The 15,402-nt window shown below is 74.4% G+C and carries 16 protein-coding genes; 8 read left to right on the top strand and 8 right to left on the bottom strand.

Annotated features, from left to right (window positions below; genetic code table 11):
* Window positions 1–160 precede the first annotated feature (160 nt).
* From ACGFI2_RS17265 to ACGFI2_RS17255, 3 genes are all read left to right on the top strand, one after another.
* The gene (locus ACGFI2_RS17265) at window positions 161–1,039 is read left to right on the top strand and encodes a peptidase M23 (protein ID WP_393517564.1); all 879 of its coding nucleotides are present in this window, start codon (window positions 161–163) and stop codon (window positions 1,037–1,039) included.
* A gap of 93 nt (window positions 1,040–1,132) precedes the next feature.
* Window positions 1,133–1,282, top strand: a complete 150-nt coding sequence (locus tag ACGFI2_RS17260) for a hypothetical protein (protein ID WP_393517561.1) — start codon at window positions 1,133–1,135, stop codon at window positions 1,280–1,282.
* A 41-nt stretch (window positions 1,283–1,323) separates the two neighbouring features.
* The gene (locus ACGFI2_RS17255) at window positions 1,324–2,064 is read left to right on the top strand and encodes an EcsC family protein (protein ID WP_393517558.1); all 741 of its coding nucleotides are present in this window, start codon (window positions 1,324–1,326) and stop codon (window positions 2,062–2,064) included.
* An 89-nt stretch (window positions 2,065–2,153) separates the two neighbouring features.
* Here ACGFI2_RS17255 and ACGFI2_RS17250 read toward each other — a convergent pair whose 3' ends face one another.
* The gene (locus ACGFI2_RS17250) at window positions 2,154–2,996 is read right to left on the bottom strand and encodes a GDSL-type esterase/lipase family protein (RefSeq protein WP_393517555.1); all 843 of its coding nucleotides are present in this window, start codon (window positions 2,994–2,996) and stop codon (window positions 2,154–2,156) included.
* A 126-nt stretch (window positions 2,997–3,122) separates the two neighbouring features.
* A complete protein-coding gene (locus tag ACGFI2_RS17245; RefSeq protein ID WP_393517552.1) occupies window positions 3,123–3,722 on the bottom strand; it encodes an antibiotic biosynthesis monooxygenase in 600 nt (199 codons plus the stop codon).
* Between the two features lie 172 nt (window positions 3,723–3,894).
* On the opposite strand from ACGFI2_RS17245, the gene ACGFI2_RS17240 reads away from it, so the two are divergent.
* The 3 genes from ACGFI2_RS17240 to ACGFI2_RS17230 all read left to right on the top strand — a co-directional run bounded on the left by ACGFI2_RS17240 (window position 3,895) and on the right by ACGFI2_RS17230 (window position 6,637).
* Complete coding sequence (locus tag ACGFI2_RS17240) at window positions 3,895–4,158, top strand: DUF6343 family protein (RefSeq protein WP_393517549.1); 264 nt, start codon at window positions 3,895–3,897, stop codon at window positions 4,156–4,158.
* A 12-nt stretch (window positions 4,159–4,170) separates the two neighbouring features.
* Window positions 4,171–5,583 carry an NADP-dependent succinic semialdehyde dehydrogenase gene (locus ACGFI2_RS17235; protein ID WP_393517546.1) on the top strand — a complete coding sequence of 471 codons (1,413 nt, stop codon included), beginning with the start codon at window positions 4,171–4,173 and terminating at the stop codon, window positions 5,581–5,583.
* A gap of 88 nt (window positions 5,584–5,671) precedes the next feature.
* A complete protein-coding gene (locus tag ACGFI2_RS17230) occupies window positions 5,672–6,637 on the top strand; it encodes a TIGR03885 family FMN-dependent LLM class oxidoreductase (protein WP_393517543.1) in 966 nt (321 codons plus the stop codon).
* A 107-nt stretch (window positions 6,638–6,744) separates the two neighbouring features.
* Here ACGFI2_RS17230 and ACGFI2_RS17225 read toward each other — a convergent pair whose 3' ends face one another.
* From ACGFI2_RS17225 to ACGFI2_RS17215, 3 genes are all read right to left on the bottom strand, one after another.
* Window positions 6,745–7,278 carry a GNAT family N-acetyltransferase gene (locus ACGFI2_RS17225; RefSeq protein WP_393517540.1) on the bottom strand — a complete coding sequence of 178 codons (534 nt, stop codon included), beginning with the start codon at window positions 7,276–7,278 and terminating at the stop codon, window positions 6,745–6,747.
* Window positions 7,279–7,290: 12 nt separating this feature from the next.
* Window positions 7,291–8,556, bottom strand: coding sequence for an MFS transporter (locus ACGFI2_RS17220; RefSeq protein WP_393517537.1), 1,266 nt, complete (start codon window positions 8,554–8,556; stop codon window positions 7,291–7,293).
* Window positions 8,557–8,843: 287 nt separating this feature from the next.
* Window positions 8,844–9,446: an HAD family hydrolase gene (locus tag ACGFI2_RS17215; protein WP_393517534.1), complete on the bottom strand. Its 603-nt coding sequence runs from the start codon at window positions 9,444–9,446 to the stop codon at window positions 8,844–8,846.
* A gap of 61 nt (window positions 9,447–9,507) precedes the next feature.
* Between ACGFI2_RS17215 and ACGFI2_RS17210 the strand changes: the two genes are divergently transcribed.
* Complete coding sequence (locus ACGFI2_RS17210; protein WP_393517531.1) at window positions 9,508–10,020, top strand: GNAT family N-acetyltransferase; 513 nt, start codon at window positions 9,508–9,510, stop codon at window positions 10,018–10,020.
* A gap of 66 nt (window positions 10,021–10,086) precedes the next feature.
* Here ACGFI2_RS17210 and ACGFI2_RS17205 read toward each other — a convergent pair whose 3' ends face one another.
* The 3 genes from ACGFI2_RS17205 to ACGFI2_RS17195 all read right to left on the bottom strand — a co-directional run bounded on the left by ACGFI2_RS17205 (window position 10,087) and on the right by ACGFI2_RS17195 (window position 14,454).
* The gene (locus tag ACGFI2_RS17205) at window positions 10,087–10,977 is read right to left on the bottom strand and encodes a hypothetical protein (RefSeq protein WP_393517528.1); all 891 of its coding nucleotides are present in this window, start codon (window positions 10,975–10,977) and stop codon (window positions 10,087–10,089) included.
* A 411-nt stretch (window positions 10,978–11,388) separates the two neighbouring features.
* Complete coding sequence (locus ACGFI2_RS17200; RefSeq protein ID WP_393517525.1) at window positions 11,389–11,712, bottom strand: DMT family transporter; 324 nt, start codon at window positions 11,710–11,712, stop codon at window positions 11,389–11,391.
* Window positions 11,713–11,844: 132 nt separating this feature from the next.
* Window positions 11,845–14,454, bottom strand: coding sequence for a glycoside hydrolase family 9 protein (locus tag ACGFI2_RS17195; RefSeq protein ID WP_393517522.1), 2,610 nt, complete (start codon window positions 14,452–14,454; stop codon window positions 11,845–11,847).
* Between the two features lie 215 nt (window positions 14,455–14,669).
* On the opposite strand from ACGFI2_RS17195, the gene ACGFI2_RS17190 reads away from it, so the two are divergent.
* Window positions 14,670–15,395: a PP2C family protein-serine/threonine phosphatase gene (locus ACGFI2_RS17190; protein ID WP_393517519.1), complete on the top strand. Its 726-nt coding sequence runs from the start codon at window positions 14,670–14,672 to the stop codon at window positions 15,393–15,395.
* Window positions 15,396–15,402 lie beyond the last annotated feature (7 nt).

The raw sequence follows: 15,402 nt of genomic DNA, 5'->3' as shown, positions 1-15,402 counted from the left end.
GGACCGGGCGCGTGGCGGACCGGAGGTTCGACCGTTCCGCGAGGTTGGCACCGTGCTGGGGGTCCACTCGCCGCGATGTCCGACTGGTGCGGGCCGAACTGTGGCGAGGGCCACCCTTTGGGCCTGGGTGATCCCGGTTTGCCCTGTCTAGCCTCGTCGGATGCGTGACGACGGCACCCTCGACGACCCGAATGGCCCTGGCCGCCCGGCTGACCGTTTGGACGATGCCCCCTCCATCGACCAGACAGACGGTACCCCCTTCACCGACCGGGCAACCGCTTCCGCGCCGCGGAACGCCGGCACCCTGCGTACCCGCCTGCGGGGTTCGGTGAACCGCCGCACCAAGCTGGTGGTCGCCACCGGCGCGGCCTGCTGCCTCGGCCTGGTCGGCGTCAGCCAGGTGGGCTTCGGCGCCACCGACCGCCCCACCAGGCCGGCCCCCACGGCGGAGATCGCCGAGCGGGCGGCGCTCGACGCCGCCTCGCGGAGCCTGGCCCGACCGAGCACCGCACCGGCCACCCCGAGCGCCAGCCCGTCCCCCACCGCCAAGCCGAAGCCGAAGCCGAAGGCCACGGTCAAGCCCAGACCGAAGCCGCGCCGGATCGTCCCGGTCGCCGGCCTGAACCGCGTCCAGATGGACAACGCCACCAAGATCGTCCGGGCCGGCAAGGAGATGGGCGTGCCGCGCCGCGGGCTGGTCATCGCGGTGGCCACCGCGATGCAGGAGAGCACCCTGCTCAACTACGCCAGCGGCGTGCTGCCCGAGTCGCAGAGCTACCCGCACCAGGCCATCGGCTGGGACCACGACTCGGTCGGGCTGTTCCAGCAGCGGCCGAGCAGCGGCTGGGGCACCGTCGAGGAGCTGATGGACCCCGAGTACGCGACCAAGGCGTTCCTGTCCGCGCTGGAGGAGATCCCGGGCTGGGAGGACCTGCCGCTGTCCGTCGCCGCCCAGGCGGTGCAGATCTCGGCGTTCCCCGACGCGTACGCGCAGCACGAGTGGAGCGCGGGCACGGTGGTGGCCGAGATCCTGGGCTGAGCGGAGCGGACGGTTGCCGGAGCGCCGGTTCGGGTACCAGGGACTTGCCGGTTCCAGGTACACATTGATGGGAACCCCGGACTGGAGGACGCCATGTCGCTGATGCAACGGATCACCACCTTCCTGCGGTCGCCGCGCGGCCAGCAGCTGGTCGACCGTGGCCGGCGCGAGATGGCCAAGCCGCAGAACCAGGCGCGGCTGCGGCAGATCGCCGCCCGCCTGTCCTCGGCGCGCCGCCGCTGACCGGTCCGTCCACCCCCGCCGCACGAACCCCGGAGCGTCCCGTGACCGACCCCGCCCCCGACGGCGGGGAACCCAACGTCCCGGCCGCCCCGGTCCCACCGGTCGAGGCGCCCGAAGGGCCCCCGGCCACGCTGTGGGACCGGATGCGCGAGGACCCCCAGTACGCGCCGGAGCACCTGGCCCTCGAGGCGGTACGCCGGCTCGGCCCGGAGGCCGCGCAGTGGGCGGCCCGGGAGCGGGCGCTACGGCCGGACGTGCCGCCCGAGCAGCTCGCCGATCAGGCGGTCCGCAAGTTCGTCAACCACGCCCGGCTCTCCGGCGCGGTCTCCGGCGCCGCCGGGCTGCCCGGCGCCGTGATCGACGTGGGCGTGCTGGCCTGGACCCAGGCCCGGTTGGTGCTGCACGTGGCGGCCGCCTACGGCGCCGATCCGACAAATCCCGACCGGGCCACCGACCTGCTGGTGCTCCAGCGGGTGCACAAGGCCGCCGAGGCCGCCCGGCTGGCGCTGGGCGTGGCCGCCGGTCGGGAACGGGCCGGCGCGCTGTTCGGCTCGGCCGGCAACCGGGCGCTGGGCCGGGTGATGCTCCAGCTCGGCGTCCGGCTGGCCCGGATGGCCGGGGTGCGCGCCGCCAAGCGGATGTTCGCCAAGGTCATCCCCGGCGCCGCGATCATCCTCGGCACCTGGGCCAACTCCTCCGCCACCAAGGAACTGGCCGACCGGGCCCGCGCGCTCTACCGCGCCGTCGGCCCACGACAGATCCCCGGCCCGCGCCAGCCGTGACCGGTTCGCGCCGCCGGGCGTGGCCGTCCCGCGCCGGCGGGCGTGACCGTCCGGCGGGTGTGACGGGCCGGCCGGCGTGACGGGCCGGCTCAGTCGGCCCAGCCGGAGGCGTTCCAGGCCACCTCGGCCAGCCGGCCCTGCCCGGCCGCGTTCGGGTGGAACCAGTCCAGCGCGTTCACCTGGTCCAGGCTGAACCGGTGGCGGTGCACCGCGCCGCCGTCCCAGCGGCAGCGCGACCCGTACGCCCGGCAGGCGGCGCGCAGTTGGTCGTCGTACGCCTCGATCCGCTCCTTGACGCGGGCCCGGCGGGCCGTCGCGGCGGGCGCGGTCGACGTGGCGTCGGCCAGCAGCGCCGGGCAGACGCCCCGCGACCAGGCCCGGACGGCGCGCGACTCGGTGTGCCCGATCTCCCAGAGCCGGTGCAGGTCCGGGATGCTGACCACCAGCACCCGGGCCTTGGGCCGGCCCTTGCGCAGCACGGTGAGCGCGGCGTCGACCTGGTCGCGGAACGTGGCGACCGGCGTCATCGCGTCGGCGTCGCCGCGGCAGACGTCGTTCGCCCCGATCAGCACGGTGACCAGGTCGGCCTTGTCGCGTACCGCGGCTCGGGCCTGGTCGGCGAGCCCGGCCGCGCGGGCGCCGGGCACCGCCCGGTTGTACGCCCGCAGCGCCGGCGCGTCCGTGCGCAGCCGGCGGTAGAGGCTCTCCACCCGCAGGCTGTCCCCGGTCGACCAGGAGTTGCGCTCGCAGCTCACCAGCACCAGGCAGGAGCCGAAGCCGGTGCTGACCGAGTCGCCGAGCGCGGTCAGCACCCGAGGGGCACCGGGGCGGGGCGAGTCGGAGGGGCGGGGCGACGCCGAGCCGGAGCCGTCGCAGGCGAGCGCGACAAGCGCCGCGAGACAGGCGAGCGCGGCGATCCACCGTCGCGGCATGCGGTCCTCCGTCCGGTGGCACGCAGGGGCGGATCGACCCTATGCGCTCCGACCACCGGTACGGGAAGTCTGTCGCCTTTCTTGCATCGACACCTGTCGTTCACATGGGTGTGCGACGAACGGTGGTCAGCGCCGCCAGGGCGCCCGCCGGCCGTGCAGCCACCAGTGCAGCGCCCGGGTGATCCGGGGCAGCACCAGATAGGTCATCAGCGGGGTGAGGACGAGCGTCATCAGCAGCGTCCGGCCGGCGAGCGGCACGTCGGCGGCGAACCGGGCGGTCAGCAGCGTGGCGGTCAGGCTGAGCGGGAAGAACGCCAGCCAGATGGTGACCGCCTGCTTCCAACGCGGCGGCGCGACCGCGCTGACCGGCTCGGGCTCGCCGAACGTCTCCACCACGTGGTCCACCGGCGGGTCGAACCAGCCCTCGATGCCGGTGCGACGCTCCACCCGGGTGTGCTCGACGATGCCCTGCGCCGAACTCAGCCACCAGTGCCGCTGCGGCGAGTCCTCCCAGCCGTGCAACGTGTCCGCGTCGGCGAAGCGGTACATCACGTGCCATTCGCCGGAACCGGGCGCGCTGCGCACGAAGCCGGCGCCCAGGAACCCCGGGAAGCTCTCCGCGAGCGCCGTGCCGGCCCGCATCCACGCCACCATCTCCCCGGTACGCGCCGGGTCGGCGCGCCGGGACACGGCGACGGTCACGGGCCCCGCCTGCATCGTGGTCATGCCATCCTCTCCACCGCCGCGGGATCTCCGCCTCGGCCGGCAGCACGATCCAACGCGTCCACCCGGTGTTCGCGTCCGCCGCGTACCCGTTCCGTGTCCCGGATCACCGGGCGCGCGGTGCCGTCCGGGGCCCGACCGGTTAGCCCCGGCCGTGCCGGGGTAGCCCGGTGGAATGACCCGATCACAGCCCCGCCGCGCCCGAGGCACGGTCGGCCACGCGAACAGCGCGCTGAACCTGCGCCTCGTGCTGGCCCTGTTCGGCCTGGTCGTGATGACCGTCCTCGCGGTGTTCGCGTTCGCCGCCGACCTGGCCTGGCTGGGCGTCGTCTGCGCGATCCTCGCCGTGGTGGCCGTGGTCGATCTGGTCGTCATCCAGCGCCGTCGCGCCGCCCGCCGCCGGGAGGAGCCGGGCGTGCGGCACTCGCTGTTCGAGTGACAGGAGCACGACATGCCCATCGCCACCACCGATCCCGCCACCGGACAGGTGCTCAAGACGTACGACGCGATGTCGGACGAGCAGATCGACGCCGCGATCGAGCGGGCCGACCTCGCCTTCCGGCAGTTGCGCGACACCACCGTCGCGCAGCGGGCCCGGTGGCTCACCGCCGCCGCCGACCTGCTCGACGCCGAGCGGGACGAGACCGCCCGGCTGATGACCACCGAGATGGGCAAGACCTTCGCGGCCGCGAAGGCGGAGGTGACCAAGTGCGCCGCCGCCTGCCGCTTCTACGCCGGGAAAGCGCCGGAGATGCTCGCCGACGAGCCCGTCGACGCCGCGGCGGTCAAGGCGAAGCGGGCGTACGTCCGCTACCAGCCGATCGGGCCGGTGCTCGCGGTGATGCCGTGGAACTTCCCGCTCTGGCAGGTGATGCGCTTCGCCGCGCCGGCCCTGATGGCCGGCAACACCGGCCTGCTCAAGCACGCCTCCAACGTGCCGCAGACCGCCCTCTACCTGGAGGACGTGTTCCGCCGCGCCGGCTTCCCGGAGGGCGCGTTCACCACGCTGCTGGTCGGCTCCGACGCGGTGGAGCGCGTGCTCAGCGACCCACGGGTGCGTGCCGCCACGCTCACCGGCAGCGAGCCGGCCGGCCGTTCCATCGCCGAGATCGCCGGCCGGGAGATCAAGAAGACCGTGCTGGAACTGGGCGGCAGCGACCCGTTCGTGGTGATGCCCTCGGCCGACCTGGACAAGGCCGCCGAGGTCGCCACCACCGCCCGGTGCCAGAACAACGGCCAGTCCTGCATCGCGGCCAAGCGGTTCATCGTGCACACCGACGTCTTCGACGCGTTCGCCGAGAAGTTCGCCGCCCGGATGTCGGCGTTGCGCGTCGGCGACCCGATGGACGAGAACACCGACGTCGGGCCGCTGGCCAGCGAGCGCGGCCGGGACGAGGTGCACGACCAGGTGACCGACGCCGTCGACCAGGGCGCCACCGTGCTCTGCGGCGGCGAGAAGCCGTCCGGTGACGGCTGGTACTACCCGCCGACCGTGGTCACCGACCTGCGGCCGGAGATGCGGATGTGGAGCGAGGAGGTGTTCGGGCCGGTCGCCGGGCTCTACCGGGTCGGCTCCTACGCCGAGGCGATCGAGGTGGCCAACGGCACCAGCTTCGGCCTCGGCTCCAACGCCTGGACCACCGACCCCGCCGAGCAGGAGCGCTTCGCCACCGACCTGGACGCCGGCAACGTGTTCATCAACGGCATGACCACGTCCTATCCGGAGCTGCCCTTCGGCGGGGTGAAGAACTCCGGGTACGGCCGCGAGCTGTCCGCCCTGGGCATGCGCGAGTTCTGCAACACCAAGACGGTGTGGATCGGCGAGGGCGAGGCCGGCGCGGGCGCCGGCGCGCACGCCGAGTGAGGTGTGGAGAGGGGCCCCCGCCTCTACCGGAGGCGTTGAGCGGGGGCCCCTGCTTACATCCGCGGCGGGGTGGGTAGGAGTGCTGCCCATGACGGCGTTCGGCTTCCACGCATCCCATGAGCAGATCCACCCCGCCCGGCTGCTGGCGGCGGTGATCCACGCCGAACGCGCCGGCTTCGACGCGGCCATGTGCTCCGACCACTTCTCCCCGTGGAGCGAGCGGCAGGGGCAGTCCGGGTTCGCCTGGTCCTGGCTCGGCGCCGCGCTCCAGGCCACCAACCTGTCCTTCGGCGTGGTCAACGCGCCCGGCCAGCGCTACCACCCGGCGATCATCGCGCAGGCCATCGGCACCCTCGGCGCCATGTACCCGGGGCGGTTCTGGGCGGCGCTGGGCACCGGCGAGGCGAGCAACGAGCACATCACCGGCGACGTCTGGCCCCGCAAGGACGTCCGCGGCGCGCGGCTGCGCGAGTGCGTCGACGTGATCCGGGCGCTGCTGGCCGGCGAGGAGGTCAGCCACGACGGGCTGGTCACCGTGGACCGGGCGAAGCTGTGGACCCGCCCCGAGGAGCCGCCCGCGCTGGTCGGCGCCGCCGTCAGCGTCGCCACCGCCCGCTGGTGCGCCGAGTGGGCCGACGGGCTGATCACGGTCAACGCGCCGGTCGACCACCTCCGGCAGATGATCGACGCCTACCGGGACGCGGGCGGGCGCGGCCCGCTGCACCTCCAGGTGCACGTGAGCTGGGCGCCCGAGCAGGCCGAGGCCGAGGCGATCGCGTACGAGCAGTGGCGCAGCAACGTCTTCGCCCCGCCGGTCTGCTGGGACCTGGAGACCCCCGAGCACTTCGACGTGGCCAGCGCCGACGTGCCGATGTCGACGGTCACCGACACCGTCAACGTCTCCAGCGACCTGGGCCGGCACGTCGGCTGGCTGGAGGAGTACGTGGAGCTGGGTTTCGACCAGATCGCGCTGCACCACGTCGGGCAGGAGCAGCGGGCGTTCCTCGACGCGTTCGGCGCCGAGGTGCTGCCGAAGGTGCGGCCGGCCGCGTGATCACCCCCGGACGTAGCACTTCGAGTCCGCCGGGCGCCCGGTGATGCGGTCGATCCAGCCGGGGGAGTCGTGGCGCTGGTGCTTCGTCGACGAGGAGATCGGCTGACTCAGTCGAGCCGGCGGGCCAGCACCTGACCCGGCCACGGCGGCCGACCCGGTCGGGTCACCGTGAACGGGTCGGTGGCGGTGAAGCCGCAGCCCTCGTAGAAGCGCACCAGCGCCCGGTCCGCGCTGCGGAAGCAGTCCACCCGCAGCAGGCCCAGCCCACGCTCGCGGGCCAGCTCCGCCGCGTGCGCCAGCAACCGCGCGCCGATCCCCCGGCCCGCGTACGCCCGGTCGGTGACCAGCAGATTGACGTACAGCTCCGGCTCGGCGGCCGGCGGCACGTACTCCGTCGCCGCGCCGACCACCAGCGCGCCGACCTCGGTGCCGTCGATCTCGGCGAACCACAGGCCGTCGCCGTGGGCGTAGCCGTCGGCCTGGGCGATCCGGCGCGGGTCGGTCGAGGCCCGGCCGGTGCCCCACTGGTCCGGCCGGCCCTGTTCGGCCAACCACGCGATGGCGCTGTCGAACAGCCGCAGCACGATCGGCGCGTCCGCCGGCCCGCCCGGCCGGATGGTGATGCTCCCCTGCTCGGTCATCCCGCCATGCTGCTACACGGGTGTGACCGACTGCCCGGTCGCGACCGGATCTCCGGTGGGCGCCGGCCGGCTGGCCACCGCGCGGCGGGCCAGCGCCGGGGCGGCCAGCCCGACGGCGGCGTACAGCCCGCCGAGCACCAGCCAACCCGCCCCGCCCCCGCCCAGCACCAGCAGCGTGAGCAGGCCCCGGCCGAGCGCCTGGGCCAGCCCGGCGAGCAGCCCGTCCGCCCCCTGGTAGGCGCCGATCGCACCCGGCGGCGCCAGGTCGTAGGCGAGGCCCGCGCCGGCCGCGCCGTGCCACAGGTCGCCCACCGTCCACACCGCCGTCGCCACCAGCAGCAGCGCCACCGCCGGGAGCGCCGGCAGGCCGGCGGTCAGCGCGTACAGCGGGCTCGCGGCGGCCAGCACCAGCCCGGCGCGGCGCAGCTTGCGGGCGGCCGGGGCGGCGGTGTCCGCGCCGCGGCTCAGCCGCACCGCCAGCAGCACGGTGAGGATCGTGTTGGCCAGCAGCACCGCGGACACCACCGGCGGCGGCGCGCCGGCGCGGCCGACCGTCCACAGCGGCACCACCAGCACGAGCACGGTCACGTGCGTGCCGAGCACCGCCGACGCGCCGCTCACCGCCAGGAACCAGCCGTCCCGCAGCGGCCCGCCCCGGCGCGCCACGCCGGCCGCGCGCCGCGGCGCGCCGCCGGCCCGCTGCGTTGGCAGCCGCAGCAGCAGCGCCGCCGAGAGCAGATAGGTGGCCGCGTTGCCGACCACGAGCACCTGGTACGCCCGGTGGGTGTCCACCGCCAGCGCGAACCCGGCCAGCGCGGTGCCGGCGCTGATGCCCAGGTTGGCCACCGCCCGCAGAGTGGCGAACGCGTGCACCCGGCCGGTCGGGCCGCCGACCGCGGCGACAAGCGCCGCCCGTACCGCCAGGTTGCCGGCCACCAGCAGCGCCTCGGGCACCGCCACCACCAGGAACGTCGCGAACGAGTCGACCAGCAGGTATGCCGCCGCGACGAGCGCCTGGCCCACCTGGAGGACGGCACGCAGCGTACGCGGGTCCCACCGGTCCGCCAGCCCGCCCAGCGGCACGCTGGCGGTCAGCCCGACCAGGCCGGCGACGGTCAGCCCGGCGCCCACCGAGGCGGGGGAGAGGCCGATGTCCCGGGTCAGGTAGAGCGCGCCGCCGGCCAGCCAGAGCCCGGTGCCGAGCGTGTTGGCCAGGGTGGCGAGCGCCAGGACGCGCAGCGGGCCGGGCGGCGGAAGCGGCGATACGCGCCCCGTCAACGCCGGGCCGGCTCATGGGGGCCGCGGCTGACGGCGCACCGCGTCGCGCCCGGATCGACGCTGACGTCCTCGTTGACGGTCACGACGTCGACGCTAGGTGCGGACGCCTTCTTGCCGGACCCCCGATCCGGGCGACGCTTGTCACACCTGACGCACGGCAGGCGGGGCGCGGTGTGGCCACGTCGGCGTGTCGCCGCGGGCAGACTCGGTCACGGTCCGCGGCCAAGCTTCCGACCGGGAACGTCTGGCCTGCGGCTCGGGGTTGCCGGCCCGCCGAGCGCGATCGGTCACCGCGCGGTGGCCCGCTCGCGGGGGTGCGGCACCCGGACCGACGCCATGCCCGCCGCCGTCGCGGCCGCCACGCCGAGGTCGGTGTCCTCGAACACGAGACACCCGGCCGGGTCGACACCGAGCCGCCGGGCGGCCAGCAGGTAGCCCTCCGGGTCGGGCTTGGGTCGGGCGCAGTCCTCGGCACAGACCAGCGTGTCGAACCGGTCGAGCAGGCCCAGTACGGTGAGCGAGGCGGTCACCGACTCCCGGGTGCTGCCGGAGACGACCGCGAACGGCAGCCGCCCGTGCGCGTCCTCGATGTGCGCCAGCACCTCCGGCACGGCGGTCACCCCGGGCAGCAGCCGCTGGAACAGGTCCTCCCGCCGGCGGGCCACCGCCTCGACCGGCATGGCCAGTCCGTGTCGCCGGTTCAGGTCGACGACGATGTCGGCGACCGGCCGGCCGCCCCAGGCGTAGAACAGGTCCTCCGGGAACTCGCAGCCCCACTCGGCCAGCGCCGCGCACCAGGCCCGGTGGTGCACCGGCATCGAGTCGACGATGGTGCCGTCGCAGTCGAACAGGAACGCGCGGAAGTCGCCGGCCGGCAGCGGGAGGGTCACCGGTGCAGGGTACGCCGAAATCCGCTCGCCCCGTACCGCCCGCTCTGCCAGGGTCGGCGTCGTGGAGCGCAGCAGAACCGCCCGGGCCGACGAGCTGACCGAGGTGCAGCGGATCGAGGTGGCCTCCGGCGCCCCGTTCCGGGAGATCGGCATGCACCTGGTGGCCGACATGCCACCGCTGCCCCTGGCCGCGCTCGCCGCCGGGCAGCGCGCCGGCCGGCTGTGGGTCGCGGTCGACCCGGCCGACCGCCTGATCGCGTTCGCGCTGGTCGACCTCGTCGACGGTGCCGCGCACGTGCAGCAGCTCAGCGTCGACCCGGCGTACGCGCGACGCGGCATCGGGCGGGGACTGCTCGACGAGGTGGCGCGTTGGGCGGCGGGGGAGGGGCTGCCCGCGTTGACGCTGACCACGTTCCGCTCGGTGCCGTGGAACGGGCCCTACTACGCGCGCTGCGGCTTCCGCGAGCTGACCGGGGCGGAGCTGACGCCTGGGCTGGTCGACCTGCTCGCGGCCGAGGCGGCGCTCGGCCTCGACCCGGCCGACCGGATGGCGATGCGCCGGCCGGTTCGCTGAACCGTCCTCCGGCGGCGCGGCCGGGTGGCGGCGCGGCCGGGTGGCGACGCGGCCGGGCGGCGGCGCTCAGTCGGTCGGCAGGCGTTCGGTGGCGAGGCAGGAGATCAGGCAGCGTTCCTTGGCGTCACCGAGCAACCGGGCGGTCCAGTCGGTGAAGCCGCCGTCGCCGACCTCGTCCGCGCCGTCGGACAGGGTGAGACGCAGCGCGGCTCCCCGGTAGTAGCCGCGCCCCCGTTGCCGCCGCGGCTCGTCGTGCAGCGGGACCGGGCCGTCGCCGAGCGCCGGGCGGACCGAGTCGGCGAGCCGTTCGGCGACCACCGGGTCGAGGGCCGTGACGTGCAACCGGGGCGCGGCGGCCGGGGCCAGGTCGGCCAGGACGGTGCGCCAGAAGCGAAGATGTCGGGCGAGCAGCCGGGCCTCGGTGCGACCCGATCCGGTGTCCCGCGCGGTGGAGACCAGCGCGCAGAGCCGGAAGTGCGCGGACCGGCCGGGACCGAAGTCCTGCGCCCGCAGCACCCGGTGCATCGCGGCGAGATGAACCTCGTCGGCGTGCCGCCGGCGAACCGCCGCCTCGACCGCAAGGGCGTTCGTCGGGTCGCTCACCACCTCCGTGCCCCGCATGGTGGAGACGATCCGGTGCTGGCTGACCGGCGCGACGGCCGCGCAGGTGCCGAGCGGCGCCACCGGCGCCAGCTCGACGCCCTGCACGTCGGTGGGGAGCAACGCCCAGATCCGTCCCTCCACCCGGGACAACGCGCGCGGGTCGACGGTGGCCGGCCGGACGAACCGATCCTCCCGCCAGTTCCGCAGCACCCGCGCCGGCCGGACCGCCGTGGCGCGGTCACGGGCCACGGCGAGCAGCAGCGTCCGCAGGTCCGAGGCGGGGAGACCGGCCAGGGCCGCCCGGGCGCCGGCCGGCATGGCCGCCCACACCCGACGTTCCGCGTCTCCGTCCACGGCCTCACGTTCCCGTACCGGCCGGTGAACGTCCACCGGGTTACGGCCGGGTCTCCGGGTGGCGAGGTCTCCGCGCCGGGCCGGGTAGTCGATCGCTCGGGATCCGCTGCCCTGCCACGATCTGCCGGTGACCACCTCGGCCGGCAGCGTGACGACGTGGCGTGGCCGGGGGAGGAGACGATCGCCTGGCTGCATGGCCTGCGGACGACGTGGACGGAGAAGCTCGATCACCTGACCGCGGGCGACCTGGTGCGACCGGCCACGTTCCCGTGGTCGGCGGACGCCGGGCCCACGGTCGAGCACCTGGTCGGCCGGGTCAACGCGGAACTGATGAAGAACGCGGCCGAGATCGGCAACTTCGGTTGCCGCGCGCGGCGCAGGACCGACGCTGACCGTTCGTCCCGCCCGGGCTCAGTGCGTGCCGCCGCCCAGGTTGAGCACCACCACGCCGGCGATGACCAGACCGGCCCCGACCACCTTCGTCACACTCAGCGGCTCGCCCAGGAACGCCGCCCCGACCGCCATGATGGCGGCCGTGCCCAGCCCGGACCAGATCGCGTACGCCACGCCGACCGGGACGTCCCGGACCACGAGAGCGAGCAGTCCGAACGCCGCGAGGTAGCACGCCACCAGGCCGACCGTCGGCCAGAGCCGGGTGAAGCCGTCGCTCGCCTTGAGCAGGCTCGTGCCGATCACCTCGGCCGTGATCGCGAGGGCCAGGAGCAGGTACGCCATCTGCGGACCGTACCCGGGGTCCGGTCAGTTGCAGGCGGGAGATTAGCCGATCATGGAGTTGTGGCACCGGATGGAAGCCGCCGAAGCGACATCCTGGGCGCCACAACTCCATGATCGACGGTTCGGGGCGGGTCAGGAGACGGTGCAGGCCCGCCCGTTCAGGGTGATCAGGGTGGGGTCGGGGTTGGGGACGGTGGAACCGGTGCCGTTCAGGCCGAACGTGGTGGACGCGCCCGGAGCGAGCTTCGCGTTCCACGGCAGGTTCTTCGCGGTGACCGTGGCGCCGGTCTGGCTGACCTGCGCCGACCAGGCGTGGGTCACCTTCTGGTCGGTGGTGAACGCCCACCGCAGGCTCCAGCCGTTCACCGCCGAGGTGCCGGTGTTGCGCACCGTCACCTGGGTGGTGAAGCCGGTCGGCCAGCTCCCGTGGGTGGTGTACGTGACCGCGCAGGTGGGCGCCGGCACGGCCGACGCGTCACCCTGGTCGGCCAGGAACGAGGCGAGCCAGGCCAGCGCCGAGTTCCAGTTGATCGCCACCTCGTTCGTCGCGTACGAGTTGATGTTGTCGACGTAGCAGAACATCGGCGCGCAGCCGGCGAGCAGGTTCGCCGCGTACGGGTCCTGGAGGGCGGCGTTCGGGCCTCCGGCGAGCGAGCCGGCCGGCGGGGTCGGCAGGTTCGGGTCCAGCTGGTTGCCGAAGATCCGGCTGTGCTGGTTGTGGGCGTTCTGCTCGCCCCAACCGGTCACGTAGGACATGTTCAGCGCGTTGCGTCCGAACAGGTAGTCGGCGCTCTGCACCGCACCGTCCCGGTACTTCGCGTCGCGGCTCAGGTCGAACGCGGTGGCCAGCACGATCGCGTTGTTCACCACGTTGCTGTTGCTGCCCCAGACGTACGCGTCGGCGGTGCCGGGCAGCGGCAGCCCGTACGCCTGGGCGCCGACGGTGGCCAGGTAGCGGTCGGCGCCGGCGGTCACCGAGGCGCGGATCCGGGTCTTCTCCGCGGCCGGCAGCGTGTTCGGCACGGTGGCCAGGTCGAGCCGGCCCAGCGCGGCCACGCTCTGCCAGCTGAACGCGCCGTTGGCGGTGAACACGTCGGCGGTGTGCATCGGCGAGCCGGTGACGTCGGCCAGGTAGGCCTTGTCGCCGGTGGTCAGCCACAGCTCGGCCGCGGCCCAGTAGAACTCGTCGCGGACGTCGGTGTCGTCGTACGCGCCGCCGCCGGTGCCGTCGGTGGCCGAGGCGTAGATCGCCGGGTGCGCCTTGGCCGCCGCGTACGCGGTCTTCGCGGCCGTGCCGCAGCGGGCCGCGTAGGCGGCGTCGTACGGGGCGAACAGCCGCGCGCACTGGGCGGCGACGGCGGCCAGGTTGAGCGTGGCGGCGGTGGACGGCGGGTGCAGCTCGCGCAGCTGCGGGTCGTCCTGCGGGGCGAGCGGGAGGCCGGTCCAGTTCTGGTCGTGGATCTTGTGGTGCACCATCCCGGCCAGCGGCTTGCCGGCCGGCACCTGCATGCGCAGCAGGAAGTCCAGCTCCCAGCGGGCCTCGTCGAGCACGTCCGGGACGGCGTTGCCGCGCTCCGGCACCCGCAGCGTGGCGTCGCCGAGGGCCGCGCCGCCGTCGGCGGTCTCCGCGGTCTTGGTCCGCTCGAACGAGTTCAGCAGCTGGTAGGTGGCGATGCCGCCGTTCACCACGTACTTGCCGTGGTCGCCGGCGTCGTACCAGCCGCCGCGCACGTCCAGCTTGTAGTCGCAGACGCCGGGCTGGCAGGGCACGTCGGTGTCGCCCTTGTTGGGGGCGACGTCGAGGTGCCCGGCCGGCCGGGCGTACTCGTCGCCGATCAGGTCGCCGTCGATCGCGACGCCGCTGCGCTGGGCGTAGAAGAACTGCATCGAGTCGGCGCGCAGCCGGTCGTAGAGCGTGCCGGAGATGTCGAACGGGTGGCTGGTCTCGCCGTCGACGGTGAGCGTGTAGCCGGTGCCGGGCGTGCGGTAGGCGGAGAAGTCGACGGTCTGCACGTTCTGCGCGGAGGCGTCGTCCACCCCGCGCGGCGTGGTCTCGCCGCCGGCCACCACGGCACCGGCGGCCGACTTCAGCTGCCAGCGCAGCGCCTCGGTGGCGTCGGTCACCACGGTGGCGTGCTTCGGCCCGCCGGGCAGGTAGCCGACCTGGTTGACCCGGACCCGGGGCCCGGTGTCCGGCTCGTACGGCGGGGCCGCCTCGCCGCCGCGCAGCGACACGTTGTCGAGGCAGAACGTCTGCGCCTGCGCGCTGCCGCCGACCTGGAAGATCAGCTGGGCGCCGGCGTTGTCGGCCGGCGCGGTGAACGTGGTGGTGACGTGCTTCGCGGTGGCGGTGGCGGTGGCGTCGACGCTCGCGTACGTCGTGTAGGGGGCGCTGCCGAGCTGGAGCACCGCCTTGAGGGCCGCGCCGGGCGTGGCGGAGACGTCGAAGGACAGCTCGTACTCGGCGCCGGAGATCAGCGGCACGGCGTCCTGGCCGATGCCGGCGTCCCAGGGGTTCGCCGTGCCGGCGGCGACCGTGGTGCAGAGCCGGCCGTCGGTGACCGCCAGCTCGCCGGTGCCGTACGAGAACCAGGGGGAGACGCCGGCGCTGAAGTCGCCGTTGCGCAGTTGTTCGGGGGCGTCCGGGGGTACTTCGGCAAGGGCCGGACCGGCGGTGGCGCCGGTGAGGGCCAGAGCGGCGGCCGCGGTGAGCGCGACCAGCCGACGACGGGATCGGGTCACGGAGGTTCCTTCCGTGCTCGGGGGTGGTGGGGGAGAGCACGGGAGCTGGGAGCGCTCCCAATATCGAGCCGATGTTTCCATCGCGTTCCGCCGCTGTCAATCGATCCGGCCCGATGGCGGTGCTGCGCCCGTGCGCAGTGAGATTCACCGCGCCACGTACGATGATGGTGATCTCCTAGAGACAACCGAGTCCCCGACCTGGCAGGCTGCGTCCCATGACCCTGAAGCTTCGTTCCGTCGGAGCGAGCGACCGTGGGCTGATCCGCAGCGGCAACCAGGACGCGCAGCACGCGGGCCCCTGGCTGGTCGCGGTCGCCGACGGCATGGGTGGCATGGCGGCCGGCGACCTGGCCAGCCGCATCGCGATCGACGCGATCGCCCCGCTGGACGTGGAGACGCCGGAGGACGCGCTGGTCGCCGCGTTGCAGGGCGCCATCGAGCGGGCCACCGTGGGGATCCGCCAGGCGGTCGAGGAGGACCCGGAGCGCCAGGGCATGGGCACCACGCTGACCGCGCTGCTGTTCGCCCGCACCGGCAGTTGCCTGGCGCTGGCGCACGTCGGCGACTCCCGGGCCTACCTTTTCCGCGAGGGCGTGCTCAAGCAGGTCACCCGCGACGACACGTTCGTGCAGATGCTCGTCGACCAGGGTCTGATCACCCCCGACCAGGCGAGCAGCCACCCCCGCCGCGCCGTGGTGACCCAGGCGTTGCAGGGCGACCAGGTCTCGCCGGCGTACGCGACCATGGTGCCCCGAGCCGGCGACCGCTGGCTGCTGTGCAGCGACGGCCTCTCCAACGTGGTCCGCGCCGACACCCTCACCGAGGTGCTCAACGAGCGCCTGGAGCGGGACGCCTGCGCCGCCCGGCTCATCGACCTCGCGCTGCGGGCCGGCGGCCCGGACAACATCACCGTGGTGATCGCCGACGTGGTCGAGGAGTGAGGCGCAC

Source organism: Micromonospora sp. NPDC049282, from assembly GCF_043197045.1.
Classification (GTDB): Bacteria; Actinomycetota; Actinomycetes; order Mycobacteriales; family Micromonosporaceae; genus Micromonospora.
Note: the sequence above shows the minus strand (reverse complement) of the source record. Positions and strands in the feature narration are given on the sequence as shown.